This window comes from Ferdinandcohnia sp. GQ5 (assembly GCF_059759275.1).
The window spans coordinates 117,215-131,226 of sequence record NZ_JCAXEW010000009.1 but is presented as its reverse complement, the minus strand read 5'-3'; the positions used below and the strand labels follow the sequence as shown (position 1 = coordinate 131,226).

General features: G+C 38.1%; 12 protein-coding genes and 1 other annotated feature. Of the genes, 3 read left to right on the top strand and 9 right to left on the bottom strand.

The features are described from left to right. Positions 1-494: 494 nt before the first annotated feature. Positions 495-2,486, bottom strand: a complete 1,992-nt coding sequence (locus AC6CHV_RS12875) for a prolyl oligopeptidase family serine peptidase (RefSeq protein WP_498079007.1) — start codon at positions 2,484-2,486, stop codon at positions 495-497. A gap of 170 nt (positions 2,487-2,656) precedes the next feature. On the opposite strand from AC6CHV_RS12875, the gene AC6CHV_RS12870 reads away from it, so the two are divergent. Then, the gene (locus tag AC6CHV_RS12870; RefSeq protein WP_498079006.1) at positions 2,657-3,034 is read left to right on the top strand and encodes a YhjD family protein; all 378 of its coding nucleotides are present in this window, start codon (positions 2,657-2,659) and stop codon (positions 3,032-3,034) included. A 34-nt stretch (positions 3,035-3,068) separates the two neighbouring features. Here AC6CHV_RS12870 and AC6CHV_RS12865 read toward each other — a convergent pair whose 3' ends face one another. Together AC6CHV_RS12865 and AC6CHV_RS12860 are read right to left on the bottom strand one after the other, a co-directional pair. Next, positions 3,069-3,608: a competence protein ComK gene (locus tag AC6CHV_RS12865; RefSeq protein WP_341332426.1), complete on the bottom strand. Its 540-nt coding sequence runs from the start codon at positions 3,606-3,608 to the stop codon at positions 3,069-3,071. Positions 3,609-3,793: 185 nt separating this feature from the next. Next, on the bottom strand, positions 3,794-4,009 hold the full coding sequence (locus AC6CHV_RS12860; RefSeq protein WP_121447029.1) for a hypothetical protein: 216 nt from the start codon (positions 4,007-4,009) through the stop codon (positions 3,794-3,796). A gap of 187 nt (positions 4,010-4,196) precedes the next feature. Here AC6CHV_RS12860 and AC6CHV_RS12855 point away from each other — a divergent pair, with 187 nt between their 5' ends. Further along, complete coding sequence (locus AC6CHV_RS12855; protein WP_121447030.1) at positions 4,197-4,433, top strand: IDEAL domain-containing protein; 237 nt, start codon at positions 4,197-4,199, stop codon at positions 4,431-4,433. A 74-nt stretch (positions 4,434-4,507) separates the two neighbouring features. Here the strand turns inward: AC6CHV_RS12855 and aceA are convergent, their stop codons facing one another. From aceA to AC6CHV_RS12840, 3 genes are all read right to left on the bottom strand, one after another. Next, the gene (aceA, locus tag AC6CHV_RS12850; protein WP_498079005.1) at positions 4,508-5,785 is read right to left on the bottom strand and encodes an isocitrate lyase; all 1,278 of its coding nucleotides are present in this window, start codon (positions 5,783-5,785) and stop codon (positions 4,508-4,510) included. A 36-nt stretch (positions 5,786-5,821) separates the two neighbouring features. Further along, positions 5,822-7,411: a malate synthase A gene (gene aceB, locus AC6CHV_RS12845; protein WP_498079004.1), complete on the bottom strand. Its 1,590-nt coding sequence runs from the start codon at positions 7,409-7,411 to the stop codon at positions 5,822-5,824. 200 nt (positions 7,412-7,611) lie between these two features. Beyond that, positions 7,612-8,874, bottom strand: a complete 1,263-nt coding sequence (locus tag AC6CHV_RS12840; protein WP_498079003.1) for a M48 family metalloprotease — start codon at positions 8,872-8,874, stop codon at positions 7,612-7,614. Positions 8,875-9,037: 163 nt separating this feature from the next. Then, positions 9,038-9,404: a binding site (T-box leader), on the top strand. Positions 9,405-9,445: 41 nt separating this feature from the next. On the opposite strand from AC6CHV_RS12840, the gene argS reads away from it, so the two are divergent. Then, positions 9,446-11,131 (top strand): arginine--tRNA ligase, encoded by a 1,686-nt coding sequence (gene argS / locus AC6CHV_RS12835; RefSeq protein WP_498079002.1) that lies wholly within the window; start codon positions 9,446-9,448, stop codon positions 11,129-11,131. A 28-nt stretch (positions 11,132-11,159) separates the two neighbouring features. Here the strand turns inward: argS and AC6CHV_RS12830 are convergent, their stop codons facing one another. The 3 genes from AC6CHV_RS12830 to AC6CHV_RS12820 form a co-directional block, all read right to left on the bottom strand. After that, positions 11,160-11,465: an MGMT family protein gene (locus AC6CHV_RS12830; RefSeq protein ID WP_498079001.1), complete on the bottom strand. Its 306-nt coding sequence runs from the start codon at positions 11,463-11,465 to the stop codon at positions 11,160-11,162. 48 nt (positions 11,466-11,513) lie between these two features. Next, complete coding sequence (locus tag AC6CHV_RS12825; RefSeq protein ID WP_498079000.1) at positions 11,514-12,290, bottom strand: enoyl-CoA hydratase; 777 nt, start codon at positions 12,288-12,290, stop codon at positions 11,514-11,516. Between the two features lie 128 nt (positions 12,291-12,418). Beyond that, positions 12,419-13,972, bottom strand: a complete 1,554-nt coding sequence (locus tag AC6CHV_RS12820) for a long-chain-fatty-acid--CoA ligase (RefSeq protein WP_498078999.1) — start codon at positions 13,970-13,972, stop codon at positions 12,419-12,421. Positions 13,973-14,012: the final 40 nt, after the last annotated feature.

Sequence of the window (14,012 nt, the reverse complement as noted above, 5' to 3'; positions counted from 1 at the left end):
GAAGTTTAGGGGACTTCAGACAAGGAACGGAACTTTCTCCTTTGCTGTGTCCGAAGTTTAGGGATCTTCAGACAGGGATCGGCACTTTAACCTTTGGTGTGTCCGAAGTTGAGATAGCTTCAGACAAGGATGGCAACTTTCACCTACGTTGTGTCCGAAGTTAAGGGAACTTCAGACAAGGATCGGCACTTTCTGCTTTGCTGTGTCCGAAGACTAGGGAACTTTGGACAAGGATGGGCACTTTCACCTACGTTGTGTCCGAAGTTGAGATAGCTTCAGACACGGGACTTTCTTGGATATAAAACAATCAACCTATTTTCACTCATATTCACACCGTACAACACGTATTGGTACACTCAAAAAACGGGATGTTAATATGAACTTTTTTAAATCAGCATAAATATATCAAAAAAAATTAAAGCGTGAATTCATATGTGAATTCACGCTAAAAGTATATAGTGATTAACTGTTATGCACCCAGAATCACCCGTTAATTACACGAGATATTCTACAAACCAATCTTTAATATGGTCAAGGCGTGCCACCCTTAATTTAGGATTTCCGCTTCTAGATAATTCATGGTTAGCACCTGGGAAACGAACAAATTTTGTTGGTTTCTTTTGGTGTTTCAATGCAACATAGAACTGCTCTGCCTGTTCGATTGGACAACGGAAATCACGCTCACCATGGATGATTAATAAAGGAGTTTCTACATTCCCAACATATTTGAGTGGTGAATGGTTCCATAACTTTTCTGGATCTTCAAGGAAATTGCCTTTTAACTCCCACTCAGTAAAGAAGTAGCCAATATCACTTACCCCATAAAAGCTAAGCCAGTTTGAAATTGAACGTTGTGTAACGGCGGCTTTAAATCGATTTGTATGACCGACGATCCAGTTCGTCATGAAACCACCATAGCTTCCACCTGTTACACCAAGTTTTGTTTCATCAACAAAATCAAAATGATCCACTGCATAGTCAGTTGCTGCCATCACGTCTAAATAATCCTTGCCGCCATAATCACCTCGAACAGCATCAACAAATTGCTGACCATAGCCATGACTACCGCGTGGATTAGTAAAGATAACAACAAATCCCTTACTAGTTAACACTTGAAATTCATGGAAATACGTATTGGCATACATCGCATGAGGACCACCATGTACTTCAATAATTGTTGGATACTTTTTACCTTCTTCATAACCAACTGGCTTCATCACCCAGCCATTAATTTCCCAACCATCTGGGGCATTAAATGTAAAGCTTTGCGCATCAGACAATTCAATATCCTGTAAAAACTTTTCATTTACATTTGTGAGTCGATTTATTTCTCCAGTACTCAAATCTAAATAATATAAATCCCCTGGTTCTGTTGGTTTACTGATACCAACAACTGCCTTATGATTATTTACTGTTAGTGCAAATACATGCTGGTTCTCGAATAATGATGGATAGACTTCACCCTCAATAGATCCATAATAAACCCCTGTACTACCATGGTTAGTTAATAGAAAGTAAAAACTTCTACTATCTTCGTTCCAGATGACACCAGGATTGGATCCCCCTAATTGGAAGTCAGCAGCAACACAATCTCCTACATAAGCATCTAACTCACTTGTTAAACAAGTTAGCTCAGCACTTTCAATTGTATATAACCAAATTTTTGGTAAAGTGGCTCCTGCAAATTCTTGTTCATGTCCAACTAATGCAATATATTGGCCATCAGGAGACCAAGAAGGAGTACCAAAGTTCCCTGAGCCGTTCGTAATCTTTTCATAGCTCTTATCTTTGAGCGACATCACATAGACATCAGAAATCAAGTTATAATCTGAATCCTCATTGATATCTCCTACAAATGTAATTTTTGATCCATCAGGAGACCAACATCCTGCCGTATAATCATGTTCGCCTGATGTTAATTGCTCCACTGCACCAGTAGCTACATCTACCAATGCAAGATGTTGATTTTTGTTATCTAGAAATCCAGCTGCGTCAGATTTATAACGGATTCTTTCAACGATCATCGGTTCAAGATGTTTCTCATCTTCTTCCTTCTTCTTCTTTTCTTTATCCGTAACGCTCTCGTCATGTGCTAATGAAGTAGTAAATAAGATCTTTGAACCATCCGGTGACCAGATCGGATTTCGTGCTCCATTTGCACAATATGTAATTTGTTTTGGTTCACCACCATCTGTATGCAAGCAATAGATTTGCTGTTTTCCAGAACGATTCGATACAAATGCAATAGATTCTCCAGTCGGGGACCAACGTGGCGACCCATCTCTCACATCACCAAAAGTCCATTGAGTAACTTTACCCTCAACAGTGCCAACATATAAATGTGAGTTATACTCGTGCTTATCCTTATTAATTTCAGTCTCCACAAACACAAATTTGCTTCCATCCGGAGAAAGCTGTGGATCATTGACTGTTTTTAATTCATATAAATCCTCTGCTACGATGCCTCTACGTTTTATCTCTGTCATTCTTCTCCCGTCCTTTGTTTACGAATTGTCATTGTAGTACCTCATACATGATGCACCACTAATAAAAGTATTTCGACACTAGAAATACTTTTTCCTTCTCTCTTCTTGATTCTTCTAAAAATATGTCTTATCATATATACAAACATACGTTCTAAAAAAGAGGGATAATCATGACAAGAATACCTGAGGATGACCGAGCTATTTTTGAAAAAGCTATCTTTTTACCTATGGTTCTTACCATCCTTAATCGTGATCTGACAGCAATAGAAACCGCTGGCTTTAAGTTAAAGAAGCCATATCTCCATTTACTTGAACATACAATGAAGATGGTTCAAAAAGACCTCTATACAATTAAACAACAAATGAAAAAGAAAAATATGAAGGTATGGGAAAAACAAAGAGATGAGGCATTCACATTATTTTCATTCATGTATCGAGGCTATGAAGAGGAACATAACTACTTTAACCCACGGATTCGAAATGAAGTTCAACAGTTGCTTGAATCTTATTTCATCGAAAAGACATTGACTAACAATGAACAAACGTAAGGCTGGGAAAACCAATTCATTATTGGCAATCAGATTAGTTTGGAATACTTGGATCGTTTTGAGGATTTAATACAAAATTTATGCGTTTATTTGGCTTGTCCATTCTATTGGTAACAATCGTTCGCAGTTGTGCAGTTCTATGGAGTTGGTTTTGAAAGGAGCCTTTCGAGATTTGCAATTTAATGGCTTGCTTATTTGTAAAAATAACAGTTGTGTTCTCGTTCACACTGTATCTACAATCTGAAACATAGTTATGAGATAGCCATGCGCAGTCTTGCTTTGTTGGCGATGCGGTAGGAAATAAAAAAATCTTATTAGACGCTTCAACAATAATCGGTGCTTTATGGGTTACCCCCATAATTTCACGTGTCCCTTCTTGCCTGCCCTTAAGCGAGCTTCCAAAATAACGGCAGCTTCGGTCAACAATCTCAGTCGGCTTCATAGCAACAACATATTCACCTTCAACTTCAAGTACCCTTGAACAAGTATTTTTACCTATTTCAATAGGTAATACCGCCATAGTGTCTGGATTAATTTCATATTCCATCAAATAATTCGTTTGCTTAACCTCCATCTATTCATCCCCCTTTAAATTATTCTAATATTTTTACTAATGGAAGCATTTTCATATTAGCATTACTAGGTATTTATAACTATACAGTTCACAAAAAATTCACAAAAAAAGAGTGGAATTCTTTCTAAAATGTTTTTTTGGATGCAAAAACATTTTTAAAAGAAGACCACCGAGTTTATTTTCTGCTATGAATTTTCATTTATTTGTCCTAGCTCTTTTTCGGCCAGATAGGAGTTTGCTTGTTCTAATGTCGTATGCTCATCCACCGAATTACCCGCATAAGCAGATTCTGAAAGAAAAGGATTATTTGTGTCTAGGACATTTGACATGCCGAAAACTGGATTTAATGGTGTATTCTTTGGGATATCGTGATTTGAACCCTCATCTAAATTATTTTTCATATTTTTCCACCTCCATTCTTATCATGCATGAAAATATAAATTATCATACAAGAATTTAACTTTAGTCAGTTAAAGTTTGCCTAGACACTATTAGTATTCCAAATAAATTTTTAAAAAGTCTAAAAATTCGGTTGATTTTACGTGTCCACCTAAATATACTATTAAAAAGGATTAGGAGTGAGCTTTCATGAAAAAAAGAAAAACATACTCTGAGATCATGAAGTCACGGGATACGAAAAATTTCAAAGCACCTAGGGAATCGGTATTAGACATATATATTCAAATGATTATCGATGAGAGCCTATTTAAACGAAGAAAAGAGCTTTTGGAAACGAGGGTTAATGAAGCAATTGACTCAAAAAATGAAGGATTGTTTATGGAAGCTTCAGCGGAGTACCGCAAATTATTTAGCAAAACGTCATAATATAAAATTGTAAAGTCCAAGAATAACCGAATAAAAACTGACTAACAATATGTTAGCCAGTTTTTTTAGGCGTCTTATTTTGAAAATTGTGCTTCCTCGGTAGAGCCTTTTAAAGCAGTCGTAGATGATGTTCCTCCCGTAATAACCTGTGCCACTTCATCAAAATATCCTGTTCCTACTTCACGCTGATGTCTTGTAGCTGTGTACCCATGCTTTTCGCTTGCGAATTCAGCCTCCTGAAGCTCTGAATATGCCCCCATTCCTCTTTCTTTGTAACCTCTAGCTAATTCAAACATGCTGTGGTTTAGAGCATGGAATCCAGCCAACGTAACAAATTGGAATTTGTAACCCATTTTTCCAATTTCTTTTTGGAAATTCTCAATAGTCTTTTCATCTAGTTTCTTCTTCCAGTTAAAAGATGGAGAACAATTATAGGCTAATAGCTTACCAGGAAACTTCTCATGAATAGCATCAGCAAAACGCTGTGCTTGCTCTAAGTCTGGCTCAGACGTTTCACACCAAATCAAATCAGCATATGGTGCATATGCCAGACCTCGTGCAATTGCTTGCTCAATCCCTGCCTGTGTCCGGAAGAAACCTTCTGGTGTTCGTTCGCCTGTAATGAATTCCTGATCAACAGGATCAATATCACTTGTTATTAAGTCTGCAGCGTCAGCATCAGTTCTAGCAACTAAAATCGTTGGTACTCCCATTACGTCAGCAGCTAGTCGAGCGGAAATTAAGTTCCGTACTGCGGTTTGTGTTGGTAATAAAACCTTTCCACCTAAATGACCACATTTTTTTTCAGACGAAAGTTGGTCTTCAAAATGTACACCAGCAGCACCTGCTTCGATCATGCCTTTCATTAATTCAAAAACATTCAATTGTCCGCCAAAGCCTGCCTCTGCATCTGCCACAATCGGAGCAAACCAGTCAGTATCGCCTTGGCCTTCTAAATGTTGAATCTGATCGGCACGTTGAAGCGCTTGGTTAATACGCTTAACAACACTTGGTACACTGTTGACTGGATATAGGCTTTGGTCAGGGTACATGTGCCCTGAAAGGTTCGCATCAGCAGCTACCTGCCACCCACTTAAATAGATTGCCTTTAAACCTGCTTTTACTTGTTGAACGGCTTGATTACCAGTCAATGCTCCTAGTGCATGAATATAATCCTCTGTATGAAGGAGGTTCCAGAGTTTTTCAGATCCTCTTCGTGCCAATGTATGCTCAATATCAATTGAACCACGTAAGCGAATAACATCCTCAGCACAATAAGGTCTTTCAATTCCATTCCATCTAGAATCCATTTCCCAGCTTTCTTGCAGTTTTTGAACTCTTTTGTTTGTCATTTTAAATTCCTCCTTGTATTCTACTCATTTTTTAATCTATAAAATTTCATATCCAGGTAAGGTTAAAAATTCAACAAACTCATCATTCGTCACTAAGTCCTCAAACAGACGAGTTGCATCCGCGAAACGACCAGTTTCAAATGCTTCTTTCCCGATTTCTTGTTTAATTTTTTCAAGCTCTTCCTCTTTCAGTTGGTGAACTAGCTCAAGTGTGACCTTTCTTCCATCCGCAAGTATTCCTTTTGGATGGCGGATCCACTGCCAAACCTGAGCTCTAGAGATTTCAGCTGTAGCTGCATCCTCCATTAGATTATGGATCGGTGCGGCACCATGACCACGAAGCCATGATTCAATGTATCGAATGCCAACATTGATATTCGTACGTACTCCTTGCTCTGTAATAGCTCCTTCTGGAACCGCAATAAGTTCCTCGGCTGTTACTTGAACGTCTTCACGTTTTTGGTCAATTTGGTTAGCTCCAAGCATTATTGTATTAAATACTTCTCTAGCAACTGGCACGAGCCCTGGGTGAGCCACCCATGTGCCGTCATGACCATTGTTCGCTTCACGTTCCTTATCTGCTCTTACTTTTTGAAAGGCTTCTTCATTAGCTTTTGTGTTATTTTTTACAGGTATTTGGGCAGCCATCCCACCAATCGCATGAACATTGCGTTTATGGCAGATCTTAATGACATGCTGTGAATAAGCACTCATAAATGGGGCTGTCATCGTAACAACAGAGCGGTCTGGTAATATCACATCTTCTACATTCCGAAATCTTTTTAAATAGCTAAAAATATAATCCCATCTACCACAATTTAGACCTGCTGAGTGTTCTTTTAACCCATATAAAATTTCTTCGACTTCAAAGGTTGCTAGAATCGTTTCAATTAACACAGTTGCCTTTATCGTTCCTTGAGGAATTCCAATTTCATTTTGTGCAAAGATAAAAACATCATTCCAAAGTCTTGCTTCAAGATGGCTTTCCATCTTTGGTAAATAAAAATATGGACCACTTCCATTCTCAATCAAGTAATTCGCATTATGATAAAAATAAAGACCAAAATCTAATAAACTCGCTGATATTCGGTTGCCATCAAGTTGTATATGTTTCTCTTCTAAATGCCAGCCGCGAGGGCGGACAACAAGTGTTGCAGTTACATCGTGAAGTTGATATTTTTTTCCATTTTTATTTTCAAATGTGATCGTCTTTCTTACAGCATCTCGTAGATTTATCTGCCCTTCGATAATGTTATTCCAAGTAGGAGAGGTAGCATCTTCAAAATCAGCCATAAATACTTTTGCCCCTGAATTTAGTGCATTAATAATCATTTTTCGATCGACTGGGCCAGTAATTTCAACTCGCCGATCCTCTAAGTCTTTTGGAATCTGCGCAACTGTCCAATCTCCAGTTCGGATATGCTCTGTTTCAGGCAAAAATGTTGGCATCTTTCCACTATCGATTTCGTTTTGTCTATGCTGTCTCTTTTCTACAAGTTGTTTCCTTCTTTCTCCAAAGTTCCTCTCTAGTTTTTCAATGAAGTTCAATGCCTGGGGTGTCAAAATTTCTTCATACTGCTCATTCATCTTTCCCATGATCTGAATTCCTGAGGTTTGTGTCGTCATTTTGTCCCTAACACCTTCCTTAAATTGTTATAATACAGATTATTAAATACAGAAGTATTATATAACAGACTTTTTGAAATTGGAACATTTTTCTGTATTTTTTTATATAACAATTAAAAAATAGTAATTCTGTACTATAACAATATAAAAAAAAGAAAGCCTTGTTAACAGATTTCACTCTGAAAACAAGGCTATTTTGGTTATTTCTCATTCTTTTCAAATTCGTTTGTATACGTAATCCTTTCAAGCATTGTTGGGTGTCCATATCTAAACATCTTCACTAGGAATGGTGGATTCACTTGACTTAGACCAGCCTTTGATAATTCCTGGAAGGACGAAACTGCTGCCTTGTTATCCTCCGTCATTTCAAGAGCGTACAAATCAGCTGACTTTTCCTGGTGTCTTGAAACAGCATTTGAAACTGGGTCTGAAACAAAACTTAAAACAGAGATTAACAATAGAAACACTGGAAGAACGGCAATATCTTTCACACTTGTTATCTTAAACAGTTGACCCCATTTTCTTACCATAAAAGACATAAGCTTACTAATCATAAAGAGTCCAACTAAGGTTAATAGCAAATAACCAGCAATTCCAATATAAATATGTTTCATCACGTAATGCCCCATCTCATGGGCCATAATAAATAATATTTCATCTTCACTTAGACGTTGAAGTGTTGTATCCCAAAGCACAATTCGCGAATTAGACCCTATTCCGGTTACATATGCATTAAGGGCATTTGTTTTTTCGGACATATTCACTTCAAATACATGGTCTGCAGGAATTTCCGCACGATCTGCCATCTCCAGAATCTTTGTTTCTAACTCTTTATTGGTTAATGGAAAAAAATCGTTGTAAAGTGGGTCTATAATAACTGGTTGTACAAACATGAGAAACATGGAGAATGGGATTGATAGAAGCCATGCATGGAACCACCATCTTTTCTCATTTCTTCGAATCAACCAAAACAAGACGCCCACAATTACAATCATTAACGCGTAATTCACCCAAAAATCAATTAATAGGTCCTTCATCCAGCTTTGAGTGGTCTGTACAGTAATATTATATGTTTTTGAAACATTGTAGCTAATCCATGATAGTGGAAATGATAATACTTCAACCAACAAGGAAAGCCAAAATAAATAAATCGCTGTTTGTAGGATCGAAAACTTTGCTGATACTTTTGACCAATCACGGAATTTTGCTGAAATCCCAATCACGAGAACAAGTATATAAATCAGCCATTCAAACGGTACTGACAGGAAAAACAAAAGGTTTCTAATTTGTGAATACTCTTCACTTAGTAAAAGCTCACGATTATTCATAAATGTTTGTGGGTCCGCTGGACTTCCTTTCAGCTGCGCAGGTATGTCCGTATTTGTTCCAAAAAATAAATACCACGCTATAAATAAACCAAAGATGAGATAAATTCCAAGTGACCATCCAATTACTTTTTTCACTATGCTGTCCCCCTTTATGTACAACCCTCTTACTAGTATTTTAGTTAAAAGTAGGGCCAGATAGAACAATGACTTTCCTCATATCTTCATTTTTGACAATATAAGCGTATAAAAAACTCATTGATTTCTAATCCATAATTAGTTATCATGAATGAAATATAATCGAAATTCTGTGATGAAGAGAGTAGTCCTGATGTAACCGATAGCGAGTTGGGGATGGTGGAAGCCCAATGGTGAAGTCAAGATGAACCGCACTTCTGAGAAGCCCACCTGAAATAATAATAGTGGAGTTCAAAAAGGAGGATGAAAAGGACCAAGAAGTTCGAGGCGGCGAAGCTTCGAGTACCGGAGCGTATGTAGTTAATACGTGAGGAACGGAGAAGCAAGCCAACGAAGAAATTCGACGTGTCATTTTCATCGGACTTTTTTGAACATCCTCTAGTAGGGTGTGCCGGGGGAACCCGTTACTTATTAAGTTTGGTTCATCGTGAACAATTTGAGTGGTACCGCGGGTAAATCTCGTCTCTTTTAAGAGACGGGATTTTTTTATACTTTTAAAGGAGGTTAGATAATGAATGTTAGACAAATGTATGCCGAAGCGTTATCAAAGCAACTACAAGCTGTTTTATCATTTGAAGAAGTAATAAAACTTATTGAAAAACCAAAATTTCAGGAACAAGGTGATTTAGCATTTCCTTGTTTTGCACTTGCAAAGCACTTGCGAAAATCACCCGCTGTTATTGCACAGGAAATGGCACCTTTAATTCAAGACTCCCTTTTTGAAAAGGTTGTTGCAGAAGGGCCATATGTAAACTGTTTTCTAAACAAACAGGAAATAAGCAAATATATTCTTCAAACCATTCTTGCCAAAGAGTCTAATTACGGAAGCCACAGCTTTGGTCAAGGAGCGACAATAACCATTGATTTTTCCTCACCAAATATCGCAAAGCCTTTTTCAATGGGGCATTTGCGTTCAACTGTTATCGGAAATTCGCTTGCCAAGATTGTCGAGAAATGTGGCTATCAGCCGCTCCGGATTAATCATCTTGGAGATTGGGGTACACAATTTGGAAAACTCATTGTAGCTTATAAACTTTGGGGTAATGATGAGGCCGTTAGAAAAAACCCGATAACGGAGTTGCTACAGCTTTATGTTCGTTTCCACGATGAAGCCCAGACAAATCCTCAACTTGAGGCTGAAGCAAGAATGTGGTTCAAATTGCTTGAAGAAGGAAACGAAGAAGCCTTAAACCTATGGCGTTGGTTTAGAGAGGAATCATTAAAGGAGTTTTCACGTATTTATTCCCTGCTAGATGTAGAATTCGATTCCTTTAATGGAGAAGCCTTTTATAATGACAAAATGGAGACTACTGTTGAATTGCTAAATAAGAAAAATCTTTTGACACCGTCACAAGGGGCAGAGGTAGTTGATTTATCTGAACAATATCTACCACCTTGTTTAATAAAAAAATCTGACGGTGCAACCCTTTATGCCACCAGAGATGTAACAGCAGCCATCTATCGTCAAGATCACTACCATTTTGCTAAAGCAATCTATGTAGTAGGACATGAGCAAAGCTTGCATTTTAAACAAATCTTTCTAGTACTTGAAAAAATGGGTTATCAGTGGGCAAACGATATGGTCCATGTTCCATTTGGCTTCATCCTCAAAGATGGAAAGAAAATGTCGACTCGAAAAGGAAAAATAGTTCTGTTAGAAAATGTTATGAAGGAAGCAATCGAGCTCGCAAAGCAAAACATTGAACAGAAAAACCCCAGTCTCGATAACAAAGATGAAATTTCGAAAATGGTCGGTTTGGGTGCAATCATCTTTCATGACTTAAAGAATGAACGACTCAACAATATTGAATTCTCACTTGAGGATATGCTTAAATTTGAAGGAACTACAGGACCTTATGTTCAATATACTCATGCAAGAGCCTGCTCTATTTTAAGAAAGGCGAAGGTTTCAGGAGAAATAACAAATGGACTTTCCGATTCGCATAGCTGGTCAGTTGTGAAGCTACTGATGGATTTCCCGGCAACCATCCAAAGAAGTATGCAGCAGTATGAGCCTTCAGTAATTGCAAAATATGTGATAGATCTCTCTCAAGAATTCAATAAGTATTATAGTCATGTAAAGGTTCTTCATGTGGATGAAGAAATGAACGATCGGATTGCATTGGTACGTTCTGTTACTATCGTACTGAAAGAAGGGTTACGATTGCTAGGAGTAAAAGCTCCAGAAGAAATGTAGTTAGCCCAGGACCTTGTGTCCCGGGCTCTTATTCTGGATGATACTGATATTTTTTCAAATCTATAATGCCGTTAATAACCTCTATCCCTTCATCCTGTAGGTAAATGGCTTGAGCAGCACGTGTTTCCTCATCTGCAATTGCAATTTCACCCTTGGAGTTGATAACCCGGAACCAAGGAAGGTTATATTTCTTACTCATCGAATGAAGGATTCTCACAACCTGCCTAGCGCCTCTTGGACTTCCAGCGAGTTTTGAAATCTGTCCGTAAGTCATAACTTGTCCAGGTGGAATTTGCGTAATGATTCTAATAACACTTTCGGTAAATGGTTTCATTTTAACTTTGTCCTTACACTAGAAATACTTATTGTGAACTTACTATATTTATTTCCCTTTATAGTTCGGTTTTCTTTTTTCGTTGAAGGCAGCTAGTGCTTCCACTCTGTCTTCCGTTGGGATAATCACTTCATACGCTTTGCGTTCAATTTTAAAGCCTGTGTGCAGGTCAGTGTTCAATCCTTGCTTAATAGCAAATTTAGCTTGTTGTAAGGCAAGAGGACCGTTCTTTAACATATCATTTGCTAGCTTCATGGAAGCTTCCATTAGTTCGTCTCGATGAACAACACTTGATACAATCCCGTATTCTTTCGCCTCTTCGGCGCTAATTCGTTTTGCAGTTAAAATTAGTTCCATGGCTTTTGTTTCACCAATAAGGCGAGGAAGTCGTTGCGTTCCCCCGGCTCCAGGAATGATTGCTAGGCTTGTTTCTGTCAACCCCATCTGTGTATCCTGAACCGAAATTCGGAAATCACAAGCCAGTGCTAGCTCCATTCCACCACCAAATGCATAGCCATTGATTGCAGCGATAGTTGGCTGTGGTAAATCTCCAATACTAGCAAAAACCTGACCTATTTTATATACGTTTCTTCTAACCTGTGCTTCATTTAATGTTTTTCGTTCCTTTAAATCTGCACCCACACTAAATGCTTTTTCACCTGTTGCAGTAATGATAACAACGCGAACATCGGCATTTGTACGAATATCTTCGATAACCTCATCAAGTGTTTTAAGCATCTCATAATTAAAGCAGTTCAACGCTTCTGGGCGATTCAATGTGACAGTTGCAACATGATTTTCAACTTCGTATAAAACTGTAGTCATAGTTCCACCTCTTCATAAATATTAATATCGCTTACATCCTATTTCGCTTCAAACTAAAAAATTCCTTTAACAATTTTTATCATTGTCGCCATACTAAAAAGAACAGGCCGTTTGACCTGCTCTCTACCTTATTTGTTTGTAACTAAATCCTTTAATGCACGACGGAGAATCTTTCCGGTCGTATTTTTAGGAAGTTCTTCTAGGAATTCGATTTTACTAGGTAGCTTGTATTTAGCTAAATGCTCACGACAATAATCTAGAAGATTCTCTTCTTTTAAATCTTCTTCCTTCTTCACAACATAACAGAGAACTGCCTCACCCATATTCGGATCTGGCACCCCAAAAACAGCAGCCTCAACAACACCAGGATGATTATAAAGTACTTCTTCTACTTCTCTTGGATAAACATTATATCCACCAACATTGATCATATCTTTCTTGCGGTCAACGATATAAAAATAGCCTTCTTCATCCATTTTTGCTAAATCACCTGTATAAAGCCAGCCATTGCGTAATGTTGCAGCACTTTCTTCAGGCATTTTATAATAGCCCTTCATGACATTTGGGCCACGAACAATCAATTCTCCTACCTGACCACAAGGAACTTCCTCACCATTTTCGTCGACAACCTTATTCTCAACATTTACAATGTTTGTTCCAATTGAGCCTGGTTTTCGTGGCCGATCTAACGGATTAAAGCAGGTTACAGGCGATGCTTCAGATAATCCATAACCTTCAGATACAAGAACATTGAACTTCTGCTCAAAGCTCTTTAAAAGTGCCACAGGCATTGCAGCTCCACCTGAAATACATAGGCGTAAAGAGCTTAAGTCCTCAGGATTTCCTTCAGGATATTGGAGGAGAAAATTATACATCGTTGGTACACCCGCAAATACTGTTGCCTGATACTCGCTTGCGACTTGGAATATTTCCTTTGGACTAAACTTTGGTACAATCAACATTGTTCCGCCGCTCATTAATGGTGCATTTAATGCGACTGTCATGCAGAAAACATGGAACATCGGTAAGGTTGTAATAACCCTATCCTGTTCAGAAATTTTCAGGTATTCCGCAACATCCCTTGCATTGCTGTACAAGTTCATGTGGGTCAGCATTGCTCCTTTAGGTTTACCCGTTGTACCAGATGTGTACAAAATTACGGCAATATCGTCATCCTCAAGAGTTGGTCTAACGAATGAGAGTTCACCTGAGCTAACAATCTCTGTAAACGATTTCAATTTTGGGTAGATTGATAGTTTTGTGATATCGACTCCACTATTTGTACCCTGTGGTGTTTCGCAAACTATGAGATGTTCAACTTTCGGAAGGTGTTCATTCATCTTTTCAAAAAGTGGGATAAGCAAGTCCAACATAATGACAGCCCTTACATCTCCATTATTGATAATATATCCGATCTCATCAGGAGTATAAATCGGATTAATTGGGATAACTGTTGCTCCTACACGTAGAGCACCGTAAAATCCAATAACAAAATGTGGAGTGTTGCCCAGTACTAGAGCAATATGATCACCCTTTTTAATTCCCAGCTTCTCCAAGCCATTTGCAAACTTTGTAACTGCACCATCTAATTCAGCATATGTACATACATTACCTTGAAAAATATATGCTGGTTTGTCGAAGTATTTCTGCGCTGTTTCCCCTAGTCGTGATGATAGATTCAATTTTCTCCCTCCCTCAGTCAACATTATGAATGAATAGTCA